Source organism: Falsiroseomonas sp. HW251 (assembly GCF_050563545.1).
In the GTDB taxonomy this organism is placed as follows: Bacteria; Pseudomonadota; Alphaproteobacteria; order Acetobacterales; family Acetobacteraceae; genus Falsiroseomonas.
The window spans coordinates 122874-139104 of sequence record NZ_JBNXUM010000007.1 but is presented as its reverse complement, the minus strand read 5'-3'; the positions used below and the strand labels follow the sequence as shown (position 1 = coordinate 139104).

The following is a 16231-nucleotide window of genomic DNA, read 5'->3' as shown; positions in this document are numbered from 1 at the left end:
GATACTCCCTTCCGTGGCCGACAACACCAAGACCAGTCACTCCCTGTGGGGCGGCCGCTATGCCGAGGGGCCTGGCGCCATCATGCGGGAGATCAATGCCTCCATCGGCTTCGATCGCAAGATGTGGCGCCAGGATATCCGCGGCAGCCTCGCCCACGCCGCCATGCTGGCCCATGTGGGGATCATCAGCGCCGAGGACGAGGCTGCCATCCGCGACGGCCTGCACGCGATCGCCAAGGAGATCGAGGCCGGGTCCTTCGCCTTCTCGGAGGCGCTCGAGGACATCCACATGAACATCGAGGCCCGCCTGACCGAGCGCATCGGCGAGGCCGGCAAGCGCCTGCACACCGGCCGCAGCCGCAACGACCAGGTGGCGCTCGACGTACGGCTCTGGACCCGGGACGCGATCGACGGGCTGGATGCGCAGGTCGCGGACGTCATGCGCGCGCTGGTGGACCGCGCGGCGGAGCATGCCGCGACCGTCATGCCGGGCTTCACACACCTCCAGCCCGCGCAGCCCACGACGCTCGGGCATCATCTGCTGGCCTATGTCGAGATGCTGTCGCGCGACCGCGGGCGGCTCGCGGATTGCCGCAGGCGCCTCAACGAGAGCCCGCTGGGTGCGGCGGCGCTCTGCGGCACGGGCTTCCCGATCGACCGCCACATGACGGCCGAGGCGCTCGGCTTCGACGGCCCGACGCGCAACAGCCTGGACAGCGTGGCGTCGCGCGACTTCGCGGCCGAGTTCCTCTTCGCCTGCGCGATGTGCGCCACGCATCTCAGCCGCTTCGCGGAGGAGATCGTGATCTGGACGAACCCCTATTTCGGCTTCGTCAAGCTCTCCGACGCCTTCACCACGGGCAGCTCGATCATGCCGCAGAAGCGCAACCCCGATGCGGCGGAGCTGGTGCGCGGCAAGGTCGGCCGCATGCTCGGCAACCTCGTCGCGATGCTGACGACGCTCAAGGGCCTCGCCCTGACCTATTTCAAGGACATGCAGGAGGACAAGGAGCCGATCTTCGACGCCGCGGAGAACCTGGCGCTCTGCCTCGCCGCGATCGGCGGCATGGTGCGCGACATGACCCCGCAGGCCGAGCGACTGGCGGAAGCCGCCGGCGCCGGCTTCTCGACCGCGACGGACCTCGCGGACTGGCTGGTGCGGGAGCTGAGGTTCCCCTTCCGTGACGCCCACCACGTCACCGGGCGGCTGGTCGCGCTGGCGGAGCAGAAGGGCGCGGACCTGTCGGAGCTGACGCTGGCCGACATGCAGTTCGTGGAGCCGCGCATCCACGCGGGCGTCTTCGACGTCCTCACCGTGCAGGCCTCGGTCGCGTCGCGCACCAGCTTCGGCGGCACCGCGCCGGCCAACGTCGCCCGCATGGCGGCGGAGTGGAAGGAAAGGCTGGCATGACGCGCTTCCTCGCCCTCGGCGCGCTGGCGCTGTTGCTGGTTGCCTGCGGGCGGGCCGGCGACATCAGGCCGCCCGGCCCGCCCGACCAGGTCACCTATCCCCGGACCTACCCGAACCGCTGACGCCGGGCCGCCGGTCTGGCATGGTAGCCCGATGTCACGTGGCCACACATCGCGCGGTCCTTCCTTCGGCCCCTGGGGCCGGCGCCGCGCGGAAGGCGAAGCCCCCTTCGCCGGCTTCTGCCGTCGCGGCTACCACCACGGCAACCTCAGGGAGGCCCTGATCGAGGCCGCGCGCCAGCTCACGGCCGAACGCGGCCCGCACGGGTTCACCCTGGTCGAGGCCGCGCGGCTCGCCGGCGTCTCGCCCTCCGCCCCCTACCGGCACTTCCGGGACAAGGACGCGCTGCTCGCGGAGCTCTGCCGCCGTGGCTTCGAGGCCTTCGGCAAGCGCCTGCGGGACGCGACGGTCGGGCAGGGCGTGCGCGAGGGCCTCGCCGCCATGGGCCGCGCCTACCTCGCCTTCGCGCGCGAGGAGCCCGGCTATTACAGTGCCATGTTCGCCTGGCGCGACCCGACGCCGCCGGAGGGCGCGGGGGAGCAGACCCAGGATGGGCCCTTCGCCGCCCTCGTCGGCGCCATCGCCCGCGTCCTGCCCGAAGGCGACAACCCCGCCCGGGCCCGGCTGCTCGCGCTCGAGGTCTGGGCGCTCTCGCACGGCCTTGCAGGGCTGGAGCGCGCGGGCATGCCGCCAGCGGGCTCCGGCGCGCCGCCGCCCGAGCAGGTGCTGGAGGACGCGGTCGGCCGTCTGCTCAAGTAAGACAATGTAAATCACATTGACATGGCTTCGGCGCCTCCGTATGTGAATGTGCGTCACATCAACACAGGAGACGTGACCTGATGTCCGCCGCATCCTCCGCGATGCCCCTCGACGAGATGCCTGCCGGCCTGCCGCCGGATCTCGCCTGGCGCTGGCACAAGCAGCGCCGGAAGGCGGCCCGGCGGGAGGCGCGCGCGGCGCGCTGGGCGCCCTGGGGCGGCCATCCCCTTCGCGGCTGGCGCCTGCCGGTGATGATCCTCGGCTTCATCGCGTGGTGGCCGATCGGCCTCGCGCTCCTCGCCCTGTTCTTCTTCTGGAGACCCGCCATGGCCTGCAGCTCTGCCAATTGGACCGCCCCCTGGAAGGCCCGCATGCGCGAGGCCATGGAACAGCGCCCCTGGTCGGCGCCTGCCTCGACCGGCAACGTCGCCTTCGACGAATACCGCGCCAATGTCCTCGCGCGGCTCGAGGAGGAGCGCCGCCAGCTTGACGCCCAGGCCGCGGAGTTCGGCGACTTCGTCAAGCAGCTCCGCCGCGCCAAGGACCAGGAGGAGTTCGAGCGCTTCATGCAGTCCCGCGAGCGTCCGCGCGCCTGATCCGCGCCCGATCGGCCCGGGGGCGCGCGTGCGGCTTGCGCGTTCCCCGGGGTGCCGCCAGGTTCCGAACCCATGATGGAATCGAACGGAGAGGCGGACCCGCGCGGTAGGGGCGCATCTCCGGATCCGGAAGGTCCGACATCCCCGGACCCGGCTGCCCCACCCACGTCGTTCCGCCTGACCGCCCTCGGGCCCGTCATCGTCGTCCCGGTCATCGGCGTCCGCTTCGAGCTTCGGATCGATGCGAACGACGCCACGCCGCTGCCGGACCGGCTTTGCGTCCAACTCCGATGGCCGTCCGGCGCGGCGGACCAGCGCGCAACCCCGCTGGACTGCGCCCCGCTGGCCGGGGACGGCCCCTGGAGCGTTGTCGTGGCGGGTCGCTGCGAGGCGCCGCTGCAACCGGGAGAGCATGCCGTCGAGATCCGCCTGGAAGCCGAGGACGGTTCGGTGCTCGGGACGGCCTGCCTTCCAGCCGTGGTGCACGACCTGCAGACGCTGGCGGCGGCGGAGCCCATCCGGCCCGACGCGATGCGTCGCTTCTCGCTGGATGACCTGCCCGCCGTGCCGCCCCAGAGGGCGAACGGCCTGGACGAGATGCGCATCCAGTTCCGCCCGCCGATCCGGCTCGCCGCGTTGCAGCCGGACCGGTCGGACCTCGCGCAACTCGGCACGGTGAGCCGGATCGCCAAGCGCATGGTCGTCGGCGTGGAGCGCCCGGCGCTTGCCGTCGGGGTCGTCGAGAACGCGTTCGTCCTCGGCCACCGCATGACGGTCGCGACGCCGCGCGGCGTCCCGCCCGGCGCGCTGGTGGTCGAGATCCTGCCGGCCTTCTTCGTGTTCCAGTATTTCGCACGACTGGCCGATCTCGTCGGCCACCGCCACCGCTTCTACGGTCAGGCGACGCCCCGACGTCCCGGCCGACGGCGCTTGGACGCTCGACCTGGACGCCTTCCTGCGCTTCCTCGATCTCCTGCTGGAGCAGGCCGGGATATAGGGCCGGGGCACGGCGCCACCTTCACGAACGCCGCCAGCAGCCCCATCCTGGGGTGATGGCCGCCCCCGCTCCCCTCCTCGCGGACGAGGATCCCAGCTTCGCCGAGCTCCTCGCGCTCCGTCCGCAGCTCACCATGCACGCCCATGACGGCCTGACGCTGGAGGACGTGCCGCTGGCCCGCGTCGCGCGGGAAGCCGGCACCCCGAGCTGGGTCTATTCCGCCGCCACGCTGCGCCGCCGCTACCACGCGCTGCGCGGTGCGCTGGCCGACGCGCAGCTGCCGGCCGAGGTGCATTTCGCGGTCAAGGCCAACCCCAACCTCGCCGTCCTGCGCACCCTCGCGAAGGAAGGCGCCGGCGCCGACATCGTCAGCGAGGGCGAGCTGAGGCTCGCCCTCGCGGCCGGCATCGCGCCGTCCCATGTCGTCTTCTCCGGCGTCGGCAAGTCGCTGGCGGAGCTGCGCTTCGCGCTCTCGCGCGGGGTTGGCCAGATCAATGCGGAAAGCGCGGAGGAGGTCGCGATGATCTCCGCTGTCGCGACCGCGCTGAATGTCACCGCGCGCGTCGCGCTGCGCGTCAACCCCGACGTGGATCCCCGCACCCACGCCAAGATCACCACCGGCAAGAGCGAGAACAAGTTCGGCGTGCCGATCCTGGACGCCCCTGCGCTCTATGCCCGCATGGTGGCGACCCCCGGCATCGCGGCAGTCGGCGTGGCCACGCATATCGGCAGCCAGATCACCTCCGGCATGTCGGCCTACTCGGCGGCCTATCGCGCGCTGGCGGAGCTCGTGCGCGAGCTCCGCGCGCAGTCGCTGCCGGTCGAGGTGGTGGATTGCGGCGGCGGCCTCGGCATTCCCTATCGCGACGAGCCCGCGCCGTCGCCGGCGGCGCTCGCCGGCGCGATCAAGGCGGCGCTCGGCAACAGCGGCGCGAAGCTGATGGTCGAGCCCGGGCGCTGGATCGCCGGGCCCGCGGGCGTGCTGCTGGCCTCCGTCATCCTGCAGAAGCGCACCGGCATGCGGCGCTTCGTGATCCTCGACGCCGCGATGAACGACCTGGTGCGGCCCGCCATGTACGAGGCGTGGCACGGCATCATCCCGGTCTCGCCCGGGGACTACGCCGCGCCCGTCTCGCCCTGCGACGTGGTCGGGCCGGTCTGCGAGACCGGCGACACCTTCGCCAGAAACCGTGGCCTTCCGCCGCTGGAACCGGGTAGCCTCGTCGCGTTCCTGGATGCGGGGGCCTACGGAGCCGCGATGAGCAGCACCTATAACGCCCGCCCACTGGCGGCGGAGGTCCTGGTGGATGGCGACCGCCTGGCGGTGGTCCGCGCGCGCCAGACGCAGGAGGCGCTGCTGGCCGGCCAGAGCGTGCCGGACTGGCTGACATGATGGAGGGCCGGCCGCTCGCCCGGCGTCGCCGCCTCGCCAGCCTGGCCCTGGCCTGGGAGGCGATCTGGCCGGCGATCTGGCCGGCGCTGGGGCTGCTCGGGGTCTGGCTGACCATCGCACTGCTCGGCCTTCCCCTGCTGCTGCCGGGCTGGGCGCGGCCGCTGCTGGCGGCGGCCGTCGCGGCGGGGATCGGTGCCGCGCTGTGGCGCGGGCTGCGCGGCTTCGCCTGGCCGGGGACGGACCCGGCCGACCGGCGGCTGGAGCGCGCATCCAACCTGCCGCACCGGCCGCTGGCGGCGCTGACCGACAGGCCGGCGACCGACGACCCCGTTGCCCAGGCCGTGTGGGAGATCCATCGCGACCGCGCGCTTGCCTCGATCCGTCGGCTGCGGGTCGGGCTGCCGCGGCCGGGGCTGGCGACGCGCGACCCGATCGCGCTGCGCGCCGCGGTCGGGCTCTCGCTGCTCGCCGCCCTGGTAATCGCAGGGCCGGAGGCGCCGGAGCGGCTGCGCCGCGCTATCCTGCCGCCCGTCGCCATCGCCGCGGCGCCGCCGCCGATGCGGCTCGAGGCCTGGGTGACGCCGCCCGCCTATACCGGCGCGGCGCCCGTCTTCCTCGACCCCGCCGGCGGCAGCGTCAGCGTCCCCGCGGGCAGCCGGCTCCAGGTCGCGCTGTCCGGCGGCACGGGCGGCGCGCCGGAACTCCAGATCGGCAACAATGCGCAGCCCTTCCGCGCGCTGGACGGACGTTCCTTCGGCGCCGAGGCGGTGCTGGAGCAGGGCGCGCGGCTGTCGATCCGGCGCGACGCGCAGGAGGTCGCGGCCTGGACCCTGTCCGTGCAGGCCGACCAGCCGCCGGTCGCGCGCTTCACCGAGACGCCCGGCCGCGCGGCCCGGGGCCTGGCGACGCGCCTGCCCTGGCAGGCCGAGGACGATTGGGGCGTCGCCACGCTGGTCGCCGAGATCCGGCTGAAGGCCCGTCCCGACGCCGCGCCGCACGTCATCGAGATCGCGCTGTCCGGCCAGCCCCGCCAGGCCCGCGGCGTCTCGGCCCCCGACCTCTCGGCGCATCCCTGGGCCGGGCTCGAGGTCGAGATTCTGTTGCGCGCGAAGGACGGCGCCGGCCAGGAAGGCGTCTCGGCCGTTGCCGCGATCGCCCTGCCGGAGCGCAGCTTCACCCATCCCGTCGCGCAGCAGCTGATCGCGCTGCGCAAGGCGCTGTCGGTCGCGCCCGACGGCCGCGCCGATGCGCGCCGCGAGCTCGATCGCATCGCCGCCGCGCCGGAGGCCTTCGAGCACGACACCACCACCTATCTCGCGATCCGCGCCGCCCGCCACCGGCTGGTGCGCGACCGCCGCGCGGACGCGGTGGGCGAGGTGCAGGACATCCTGTGGGAGACCGCGCTGGCGCTCGAGGAAGGCCGCGCCGAGCGCACCGCCCGCGCGCTGGCCGAGGCCCGCCAGCAGCTGCGCGAGGCGCTGCAGGAAGCCCAGCGCCAGCAGCAGGAGGCGCAGCGGCAGGAGCAGCAGGGCGGCGAGCGGCAGGACCGCAACACCGAGCAGCGTCAGGAGACCGACCGCCGCATCCAGGAGCTCCGCGACGCCATCCGGCGCCACCTGGAAGCCCTCGCGGAACGGCTGCAGCGCGAGAACGCCGAAGCGATGCCCTTCGACCCGCAGAACCGGCTGATGGACCGCCGAGACCTTGATCGCCGCACCGACCGCATGCGCGAAGCCAACCGGCAGGACCGGACGCAGGACGCCGAGCGCGAGCTTGCCGAGCTCGAGGAGATGCTGCGCGCGCTGGAGGAAGGCCGCACGGCGCGCAACGAGCAGCAGGAACGCCGGCGCCAGCAGCGCCAGCGCGGCGAGCAGCAGATGGGCGTGGTGCAGGACATGGTGCAGCGCCAGACCCGCATGCTCGACAGCGGCCACCAGCGCGCCGAGGCCGACCAGCAGCGCCGCGAAGCCGACCGCCGCGCGCAGCAGCAGCTCAACCGCTCGCCCTGGGCGCGGCCTCTCCCGCAGCAGGACCAGCAGCAGCAGCAGCAGCGCGCCGAAGCCGAGCAGCAGGCCCGCACCGAGGCCGGGCGGGAGGCGCGCAGCCAGCGCGCGCTGCGACGGGCGCTCGGCGAGGTCATGCAGCAATTCGGCGACCTCACCGGCGAGGTGCCACCCCAGCTCGGCCGCGCCGACCAGGCCATGCGGGAGGCGCAGGAACAGCTGACCGAGGGGCAGGACGCCCGCGATGCGCAGCAGCGCGCCATCCGCGAGCTGCAGGAAGGGGCGCGGCAGATGGCGCAGCAGATGCAGCGCCAGTTCGGCCAGCAGGACGGCGAGGGCGAGGAGGAGGGCGACGAGCCCGGCGAGATGATGGGCGAGGGCCAGGGCCAGGGCGAAGGCCAGGACCAGGCCCAGGAACAGGGCCCGGGCCGCGACCCGCTCGGCCGCCGCACGCGGGAGGCGCCGGGGGCGCAGGACACGGGATCCGACACCCGTGTGCCGGACGAGGCCGAGCAGCTCCGCACCCGCCGCCTGCAGGAGGAGCTGCGCCGCCGCGGCGCCGAGCGCGAGCGGCCGCAGGACGAGCTGGACTACATCGACCGGCTGCTGCGCCGTTTCTGACCCTGGCGTCGGCGTTGTGCTGCGCAGCAGCAACCTGAGGTAGTGCTTGAGCTTTTTCTGGCAGACCGTTGTTAACTTCGCGCGCGATGGTAGATATTCAGATTCTATTTACTATTAGGGCGCGAGTTGCTTGTCAGATTATTAACCCCCGGGCATCATGCCTCCACACGCTTTCGCGTGGCGAGAGGGCGCCGGGCCGGATCGCCGCCTGTCGCGTCCGGCTCCTGCCGGGCGACGGCGCTGACCCGCCACCTCCCCGCCACTGCACCGGCGGCGTGTGGGGAGTGGATCATGCTGTTGAAGACCGACACCGCGTCGCTCCGCATCACCGATGCCCCGCCCGCCGGTTCGCTGGCGCAGGTCGTGGCGATGCAGGCCGATTGGTATGCGCGCCACTGGGGCTTCGGGATGCCCTTCGAAGCCAAGGTCGCCGCCGAGGCCGGCGAGTTCGGCCGCGCCCTGCCGCACCCGGATTGTCGGATGTGGGTTGCGCGCGACGCGATCGGCCTGGCGGGCAGCATCACCATCGACGGGCGGGAAAACCCGGTGGCCCGGCTGCGCTGGTTCATCGTGGACGAGCGGGCGCGCGGGGGCCTGGGCCGCCAGCTGCTGGACGGCGCCCTGGCCTTCTGCCGCGAACGCGGCTTCCGGGAGGTCTGGCTGACCACCTTCGACGGGCTGGTCGCGGCGCGGCACCTGTACCGCCAGGCCGGATTCGTCGTCGAGCACGAGGCGCCCGACACCACTTGGGGAGTCCGCGTGACGGAGCAGGTGCTGCGGCTGCGGTTCTGATCGCCCTGGCACGCCTTCCAGGGCCGATCACGAAACCGTAGACTCCGCCTGTCCGGGCCGCCGAGTCGCGGCCGGAACGGAGAGCCTGGGGTGGGACGCGTCCTTTTCGCGCTGTTCGGCGTGATGGTCCTCGGCGTCGTGACCGTCGCCTGGCCTTCGATGAACGAGAGCACCAGGGAACCCTGCCGGGCCCTGGAGAAGCTCACGATCGCGCGCGCGCTCGACGCGCCGGTTGACCCGGACCAGCCCTACCGCGACTCCATGCGCCGGACCATCGCCAACACGCTGATCCGCGACAGCCAGCTCGACGGCGGCGCCGGCACGCGGGCCGCCCATCGCCGGCTGCGGCCGATCCCGACCTATGTCGGCTGCGCGCTGGGCTATTGGCAGGTCTCGCTGGTGCCGGCCTCGCTCGATGGATGGCTGGCGGGAATGTGGTACTGACGAGGTCCCAACCCGCAGGACGCCTCATGGCCCATCCAGGCGGCAGCCCGACCGCGCGCGAGCGCCTGGTGCACGAGCTCCGCGAATACCTCGCGATCGCCGCCTATCTCTATGTCTGCTTCGCCGCGCTGCTGTTCTATCGCTGGAGCATCCTCGAGGAGGCCGGGCCCGCCCCCATCCAGTACGGCCTGGCCGCCATCAAGGCGCTGGTGCTCGGCAAGTTCATGCTGCTCGGTCGCGTCGTCGGCGTGGGGGAGCGGTCGCCGCTGCACCGGCCGATGCTCGCCGTGCTGTGGAAGTCGCTCTCCACGCTGGCCCTGCTCGTCCTGCTCACGGTGATCGAGCATGTCCTGCTGGGCTGGTGGCATGGCGAGGGGCCGGTGCAGGCGCTCCGCGCCGCGTTAGGGGGCCGCCGGCTCGAGACGGCCGCGTCCTGCCTGCTGATGGCGATGATCCTGATCCCTTGGTTCGGCTACCGGGAGATCGCGGAGGCGATCGGCGCGGACCGGCTGCGCGCGATCTTCCTCACGCCCCGCCGAGACGACGCGCCAGGGGCATGAAGTCGCGCGCCAGCGCGGCGTAGATGTCGCGCTTGAAGGCGACGGCCAGCCCCGGCAGTTCCTCGATCCGCGCCCAGCGCCAGGCGTCGAACTCGGGGTGCGGGTCGGCGTCGAGCCGGATGTCGGCGTCGGTGCCGGTGAAGCGCAGCGCGAACCAGCGCTGCTTCTGGCCGCGATATCTCTGCGCGATGCGGAAGCCTCTCTCCGCCAGCTCCGGGGGGAAGTCGTAGGTCAGCCAGTCCGGATGCTCGGCGACGATCTCGGCCTTCGCGGTGCCAATCTCCTCGGCCAATTCGCGCAGCACGGCGGCACGGAGGTCCTCGCCCTCGTCCACGCCGCCCTGCGGGAGCTGCCAGCCGCCGGCCGCACCCTCGCTGTTCGGCATGCCGGCGCGACGCGCGACGAGCACGAGGCCCGCGTCGTTGAACAGCAGCGCCCCGACGTTCAGGCGGTACGGCTTCAGCTCCATGCGCCGCGGATCTCCTCGATGAGGGCGGCGGTCGCCGCGTCGCGCGCGGTGCCCTTGCCCTCCAGCGCCGGCAGGATCCCGCCGGCGAGCTGCTTGCCGAGCTCCACCCCCCACTGGTCGAAGGGATTGATCCCCCAGAAGGCGCCGAGGCAGGCGACCTTGTGCTCATACAGCGCGACGAGCGCGCCGAGCGCGCGGGGTGTCAGGCGCGGCAGCAGGATGGTCACGCTGGGCCGGTCGCCGGGGAAGGCGCGATGGGGGGCGAGGCGCGCGACCTCCGCCGCCGCCATCCCGGCGCGGGTCATCTCCTCCCGCGCCTCGGCCTCGGTGCGGCCGCGCGCCAGCGCCTCGGCCTGGGCCAGTGCATTGGCCAGCAGCTTGCGGTGGCTGTCGGCGGCGGCGTGGTCGGGGTTGGCGACCAGCACGAAATCCACCGGCACCGGCGTCGTGCCCTGGTGGATCAGCTGCATGAAGGAATGCTGCGCGTTCGTCCCGGGCTCGCCGAACACCACGGGCCCGGTCGGCAGCGGCGCCGGCGCGCCATCGGCGGTGACGCGCTTGCCGAGGCTCTCCATCTCGAGCTGCTGGAGATGCGCCGGCAGCCGCGCGAGCCGCTCGTCATAGGGCAGCACGGCGCGCGCGGGGTAACCCAGCGCATCCACGTGCCAGACCTCGGTCGCCGCCAGCAGCAGCGGCAGGTTCTCCGCGTCGGGCGCGGTGAGGTAATGCTCGTCCATCTCGCGCGCACCGGCGAGCAGCCCGTCGAAGACCTGCCAGCCGCAGGCCAGCGCGATGGAAAGGCCGATCGCCGACCACAGGGAGAAGCGGCCGCCCACCCAGTCCCGGAAGCCGAAGACGCGGTCCGGCGCGATGCCGAAGGCCGAGGTCGCGGCGAGGTTGGTGGACAGCGCCGCGAGATGCGCGCCCGTGCCATCACCGAGCGCCTCCGCCAGCCAGCCCTTCACCAGCGCCGCGTTGGTCATGGTCTCCTGCGTCGTGAAGGTCTTCGACGCCACCAGCACCAGCGTGGAGCGGGGGTCGAGGGCGCGCTTCATCGCCTCCCACGCATGGGCGTCCACGTTCGCGAGGTAATGCGCGCGCATCGGCATGCCGTGGCGCCACAGCGCGCGCGTCACCATCGCGGGGCCGAGGTCGGAGCCGCCGATGCCGATGTTGACGACATCGGTGAAGCGCGCGCCGGTGGCGCCGAGGACCGCGCCGTCATGCACGCCGCGCACGAAGCGGCGCATGGCGTCGAGCGTCGCCTGCACCTCGGCCGAGGCGTCCTCGGTGTCGGCGCGGTAGGACCCGGTGGGCGCCCGTAGCGCGATGTGCAGGGCGGCGCGGCGCTCCGTCGAGTTCACGGGCTCGCCGCGCGCCATGGCGTCTCGGAAGGCGCCGACGCCGCGGGCGCGGGCGAAGGCGAGCAGCGCGGCCAGCGCCTGGTCCGTCAGCGAGGTGCGGGAGAGGTCGAGCAGCAGCCCGGCGCCGCGGCGGGCGAAGCGGCCGAAGCGGGCGGGATCGGCGTCGAGCCGGGCGCGCACCGAGGCCGCGCCGGGGGCGGCGGCCAGCGCGGCGACGGCGGCCCAGGCGGGATCGGGCGCTGCGCTCATCCGGACCCCCTCTCGCGCGGGCGCGAGCCGTGTATGTTGCGCTGGCGGGCCGTTGTGCGGCCCCAGTCACGAGGTAGATACCGCCGGCGCGCGGCGCTGCGAAGGGACGGGCATGGGGGAGGGTCGTAGCGGCTCGGTGAGCAAGGACGCGGCAGCGGCCCCGGCGGGCCGCTGGTTCGCGCTGTCGCTGCTCGGCTTCGCGCTGCTCGCCGCCGCGCTGTTCGTCGCGGCGACCGCCGCCGACCGCGAGGCGACGCTGGCCCAGGGCCGCACCACGGCGGTGAACACGGCGGCGCTGCTGGCGGGGCATGCCGACCGCACGCTTCGGGTCGCGCAGATCACCGCGATCAGGGCCGAGGCGCTGGTGCAGCGGGAAGGGCAGGGCGCGATCGGGCCGGGCCTCCACGAGGCCCTGCGCGCGCTCGCCGCCGATGCGCCGGAGATCGGCGTGCTGGTCCTGCTCGGGCCGGACGGGCGGGTCGCGGCGGCCTCCCTGATGCGCGACCCGCCGCCGATCGACCTGTCGGATCGGGACTTCTTCGCCGCGATCCGGGGCGGCGCGACGGAAGCGCTCTCGCCGCTGGTGCGCGCGCGGCCCTTCGACGTCTGGTCCTTCACCCTGAACCGCGCGATCCGCGAGGACGGGCGGCTGATCGGCGTGGTGCATGTCGCGCTGCATGCCGAGGATTTCGCGCGCATCGGCGAGCAGCTCTCGCTCGGCCGGGCGGCCGAGTTCCGGCTGCTGCGCCGCGACGGCGAGACGACGATGCGCTGGCCGCTGCCGGCCTCGCTGCCGCTGCCGCCCGCCCCGAGGCGCGAGGGTGCGGAGGGCGTCGTCGAGGAGACCGGTCCCGACGGCGTCCTGCGCCTGGTGGCCTGGCGCGCCGCGCCCACCATGCCCGTCGTCGCGGAGGCCGCGCTGTCGCTGGACGAGGTGCTGGCGCCCTTCCGGCGGCGCCTGCTGCGCAACGCCCTGATCTTCGGCCTGTCGGTTGTGCTGGCCGGCGTGCTGGCGCGGGCGGCGCTGCGCGCCGGACGGCGCGAGGCCGAGGCGCGCCGCGCGGTGCAGGAGCGCGGCATGGCCCTGACCGCGGCGCTGACGGAGCGCCTGTCACTGCTGGCCTCGCTGCAGGAAGGCGAGGCACGGCTGCGGCTGGCGCAGGAAGGCGGCGGGCTCGGGCTGTGGGACCTCGACCTCGCGAGCCGCAGGCTCGTGCTGATCGGCGAGGTCTTCGCCCGCTGGGGCCTGTCGGTGCGCGCCGCGCGCGGCATGCGCGCCGTGCCGCTGCGCGCCGTGCGCCGCGCGCTGCATCGCGACGATCGCGCCGCCGTGATCGCCGCCTTCCGCGCGGCGCTACGCGACGGCGTGCCCTTCGCTGCCGAATTCCGCCTGGCCGGCGCGGTGCCCGCGCGCTGGATCGGCGTGCGCGCCGAGCCCCGCGCCGGCGCCGACGGCAGGCCGGCGCGGCTGCTCGGCATCGCGCTCGAGGTCACGGCGCAGCACCAGGCGCAGGCGGCGCTGGAGGAAGCCCGGGCCACCCTCGCCCGCCGCGTCGCGGAACGCACCAGCGCGCTGGCCGAGGCCAATGCCCGCCTGCGCGAGGGCGAGGCGCGATTCCGCGGCCTCTTCAACGCGACCTTCCAGTTCATCGGCCTGCTGTCGCCCGACGGCACCGTGGTGGAGGCCAATGCGGCGATGCTGCGCCTGGGCGGCGCGCAAGAGGCCGATGTCGTCGGCCGGCCCTACTGGGACGCGCCGTGGTGGCCCGAGGACGGCGCGACGCAGGCCCTGCTGCGCGAAGCGATCGCGGAGGCCGCGGCCGGACGCTTCGCCCGCCGCGACACCGCCATGCGCGACGCCGGTGGCGCGCCGGTCACCGTCGATTTCTCCGTCACGCCGGTGCGCGACGAGGATGGGCTGGTGTCGCTGCTGGTGGCCGAGGCGCGGGACGTCTCGGCGCTGAAGGCCGCGCAGGCGCTGCTGCATGAGGCGCAGAAGATGGACACGCTGGGCCAGCTGACGGGCGGCGTGGCGCATGACTTCAACAACCTGCTGATGGCGGTGCTGGCGAACCTGGCGATCGCCCGCAAGCGCGCGGGAGAGAGCGCGACGGAGGGCCGTTCGACCGAGGTCGCGCGCTACATCGATGCCGCGATCCAGGCCGCGGAGCGCGGCGCGACCCTGACGCAGCGTCTCCTCGCCTTCGCGCGGCGGCAGGACCTGAAGCCCGCCGTGGTGGATCTGCGCGCCCTGCTACTGGGGCTGGAGGCGCTGCTGCGCCGGTCCGCCGGGCCGCTGGTGACGCTGGAGATCGACGCGCCGGAAGGGCTGCCGCCGGCGCATGTGGACCCGCACGCGCTGGAGCTCGCGCTGGTGAACCTTGCGGTGAACGCGCGCGACGCCATGCCGGAAGGCGGCGTCTTCGCGATGCGGCTGGCGCTGGCGGAGGGCGCGGCGCCGGGCCGCCTCTCGCCCGGGCGCTGGCTCATCGTCGCGGTGTCAGACACCGGCATCGGCATGGACGAGGCGACGCTGGCGCGCGCGGTCGAGCCCTTCTTCACGACCAAGGGGCCGGGCCGCGGCACGGGGCTCGGCCTTTCGATGGTGGACGGCCTCGCCGCGCAATCCGGCGGCGCGCTGGTGCTGGACAGCGCGCCGGGCTGCGGCACGACGGCGACGCTCTGGCTGCCGGTCTCCCCCGTCGGGCTCCTCCCCGCCGAGCCGCGCGTGGCGCCGATGCCGGCGGCGACGGGCCGCGGCGCGGTGCTGGTCGTGGATGACGAGGACCTGGTGCTGGAGAGCACCGCGGCGATGCTGGAGGAGCTGGGCTACGAGCCCGTGCCGGCCGAAGGCGGCGAGGCCGCGCTGGAGCTGCTGGCCGCGCGCGGCGACATCGTCGCGGTGGTGACCGACCATGCGATGCCGGGGATGACGGGCATGGCGCTGGCCGCCCGCATCCGCGCGTCCCGGCCGGGGCTGCCGGTGATCCTCGCGACCGGGCATGTCGGCGCCTGGGCCGACCAGCCGGATGCGCCGCCGCGGCTGATGAAACCGTACGACCTCGGGCAGCTCGCGGATGCGCTGCAGGGGGTGTTCAGGAAAGCGGCGGAGTAGCGGTCTCCGCCAGCCGCCGCCGGCCGCCGGCCTGGCCGGCCTCCGCGACCTCCGCCTCGCCTTCAAGCGCGGCGAGGAAGTTGCGGCACCAGACCGCCGCGGTGTTCGACCGGACCGCGGCGTCCATGCCCTGCCAGCGCGCCATCCTCTCCTCCGCCGGCATGGTCAGCGCGACGTCGAGCGCCTCCGCGATGTCGTCGGGATCGAGCGGGTTCACCAGCACCGCGCCGTCCAGCTCGTTCGCCGCGCCGGCGAAGCGCGAGAGCACGAGCACGCCGGGATCGGACGGGTCCTGCGCGGCGACGTATTCCTTCGCGACCAGGTTCATCCCGTCGCGCAACGGCGTGACCAGCCCGATCTGCGCAAGGCGCATGTAGCCCGCCAGGGTCGGGCGCGCGACGGCGCGGGTGATGTAGCGGATCGGCGCCCAGTCCGGCTCGGCGTGCTGGCCGTTGATCCGGCCGACGCTCTCGTCGAGCTCGCGCCGCAGCGCGCGATAGGTCGCCACATCGCCGCGGCTGACCGGCGCGACCTGGAGGAAGGTGACGCGCGAGCGGTGGCGCGGGAAGCGCGCGAGCAGCGCGCCGAAGCCCGCGATGCGCTGCGGCAGGCCCTTGGTGTAGTCCAGCCGGTCCACGCCGATCGCCAGCACGCGTCCCGCGAGCGAATTGCGCAGCCGCTCGACCTCTTTCAGGCCGGAGCGCCGCGTCGCCAGCGTCGTGAAGGCCGCGGCGTCGATGCCGATGGGGAAGGCGCCGACGCGCAGCGCCGCCGCCGCCTCGCCGGCGGAAATCAGCGCGCCGCGCAGGTTCTCGGCGTCGTCCTCGGTCTGCACGCCGATCGCGTCGCAGGCCGCGAGCGCGGCCAGCACGGCCTGCGCGTTGGGCAGGCCCATGAAGACCTGGCGTGGCGGGAAGGGCACATGGAGGAAGAAGCCGATCCGCTGCCGGCAACCCAGCGCGCGAAGCTCGGCGGCGAGGAGGAAGAGGTGGAAGTCGTGCGCCCAGATCGTGTCGTCGGGGCGCAGCAGCGGCGCGAGGGCGGCGGCGAAGGCGGCGTTGGCGCGGCGATAGCCCACCCAGTCCTCCCGCGCGAAGCGGGCGATGCCGAGGCGGTAATGCAGCACCGGCCAGAGCGCGGCGTTGGAGAAGCCCTGGTAGTAGTGGCGGTAGTCGGCCTCTCCGAGGTCGATGGTGGCGTAGTCCGTGCGGCCGGCGCGCTGTATCCGCGGCGTCGTCGCGGTCTGCTGGGCCGTCGCGCCGGACCAGCCGAACCAGAGCGCGTCTCGCCGTGCCACGGCATCCTTGAGCCCGACCGCCAGGCCGCCGGCGGCCGCCCCGCGCTCCCTGGGGTCCGAGACGCGGTTGGCGACGATGACGAGCCTGCTCATGTCCTGGA

The 16231-nt window shown here is 73.9% G+C and carries 14 protein-coding genes; 11 read left to right on the top strand and 3 right to left on the bottom strand.

Annotated elements, in window-relative coordinates:
- Positions 1–13 precede the first annotated feature (13 nt).
- From argH to ACLF3M_RS10510, 10 genes are all read left to right on the top strand, one after another.
- Complete coding sequence (gene argH / locus ACLF3M_RS10555; protein WP_430656878.1) at positions 14–1411, top strand: argininosuccinate lyase; 1398 nt, start codon at positions 14–16, stop codon at positions 1409–1411.
- Positions 1408–1533, top strand: coding sequence for an LPS translocon maturation chaperone LptM (locus ACLF3M_RS10550; RefSeq protein WP_430656877.1), 126 nt, complete (start codon positions 1408–1410; stop codon positions 1531–1533). The genes argH and ACLF3M_RS10550 overlap by 4 nt, the downstream gene beginning before the upstream one ends.
- Before the next feature lie 31 nt (positions 1534–1564).
- The gene (locus ACLF3M_RS10545; RefSeq protein WP_430656876.1) at positions 1565–2230 is read left to right on the top strand and encodes a TetR/AcrR family transcriptional regulator; all 666 of its coding nucleotides are present in this window, start codon (positions 1565–1567) and stop codon (positions 2228–2230) included.
- An 80-nt stretch (positions 2231–2310) separates the two neighbouring features.
- Positions 2311–2826 carry a DUF2852 domain-containing protein gene (locus ACLF3M_RS10540; RefSeq protein WP_430656875.1) on the top strand — a complete coding sequence of 172 codons (516 nt, stop codon included), beginning with the start codon at positions 2311–2313 and terminating at the stop codon, positions 2824–2826.
- 372 nt (positions 2827–3198) lie between these two features.
- Positions 3199–3879, top strand: coding sequence for a hypothetical protein (locus tag ACLF3M_RS10535; RefSeq protein ID WP_430656874.1), 681 nt, complete (start codon positions 3199–3201; stop codon positions 3877–3879).
- Positions 3879–5216, top strand: coding sequence for a diaminopimelate decarboxylase (gene lysA, locus ACLF3M_RS10530; RefSeq protein ID WP_430656873.1), 1338 nt, complete (start codon positions 3879–3881; stop codon positions 5214–5216). Before ACLF3M_RS10535 ends, lysA begins: the two co-directional genes overlap by 1 nt.
- Positions 5213–7840: a DUF4175 domain-containing protein gene (locus ACLF3M_RS10525; protein ID WP_430656872.1), complete on the top strand. Its 2628-nt coding sequence runs from the start codon at positions 5213–5215 to the stop codon at positions 7838–7840. Before lysA ends, ACLF3M_RS10525 begins: the two co-directional genes overlap by 4 nt.
- Positions 7841–8131: 291 nt before the next feature.
- Positions 8132–8632, top strand: a complete 501-nt coding sequence (locus ACLF3M_RS10520) for a GNAT family N-acetyltransferase (protein ID WP_430656871.1) — start codon at positions 8132–8134, stop codon at positions 8630–8632.
- A 90-nt stretch (positions 8633–8722) separates the two neighbouring features.
- Positions 8723–9076: a hypothetical protein gene (locus ACLF3M_RS10515; protein ID WP_430656870.1), complete on the top strand. Its 354-nt coding sequence runs from the start codon at positions 8723–8725 to the stop codon at positions 9074–9076.
- A gap of 26 nt (positions 9077–9102) precedes the next feature.
- Entirely contained in the window at positions 9103–9636 is a 534-nt protein-coding gene (locus ACLF3M_RS10510) for a hypothetical protein (protein WP_430656869.1), read from the top strand.
- Here the strand turns inward: ACLF3M_RS10510 and ACLF3M_RS10505 are convergent.
- Together ACLF3M_RS10505 and pgi are read right to left on the bottom strand one after the other, a co-directional pair.
- Positions 9602–10105 carry an RNA pyrophosphohydrolase gene (locus ACLF3M_RS10505; protein ID WP_430656868.1) on the bottom strand — a complete coding sequence of 168 codons (504 nt, stop codon included), beginning with the start codon at positions 10103–10105 and terminating at the stop codon, positions 9602–9604. The two genes, ACLF3M_RS10510 and ACLF3M_RS10505, sit on opposite strands and share 35 nt — an antisense overlap.
- A complete protein-coding gene (gene pgi / locus ACLF3M_RS10500) occupies positions 10096–11718 on the bottom strand; it encodes a glucose-6-phosphate isomerase (protein WP_430656867.1) in 1623 nt (540 codons plus the stop codon). The genes ACLF3M_RS10505 and pgi overlap by 10 nt, the downstream gene beginning before the upstream one ends.
- 136 nt (positions 11719–11854) lie before the next feature.
- Here pgi and ACLF3M_RS10495 point away from each other — a divergent pair, with 136 nt between their 5' ends.
- A complete protein-coding gene (locus tag ACLF3M_RS10495) occupies positions 11855–14833 on the top strand; it encodes a PAS domain-containing protein (RefSeq protein WP_430656866.1) in 2979 nt (992 codons plus the stop codon).
- Here ACLF3M_RS10495 and ACLF3M_RS10490 read toward each other — a convergent pair.
- Complete coding sequence (locus ACLF3M_RS10490; protein WP_430656865.1) at positions 14814–16223, bottom strand: alpha,alpha-trehalose-phosphate synthase (UDP-forming); 1410 nt, start codon at positions 16221–16223, stop codon at positions 14814–14816. The two genes, ACLF3M_RS10495 and ACLF3M_RS10490, sit on opposite strands and share 20 nt — an antisense overlap.
- Positions 16224–16231 lie beyond the last annotated feature (8 nt).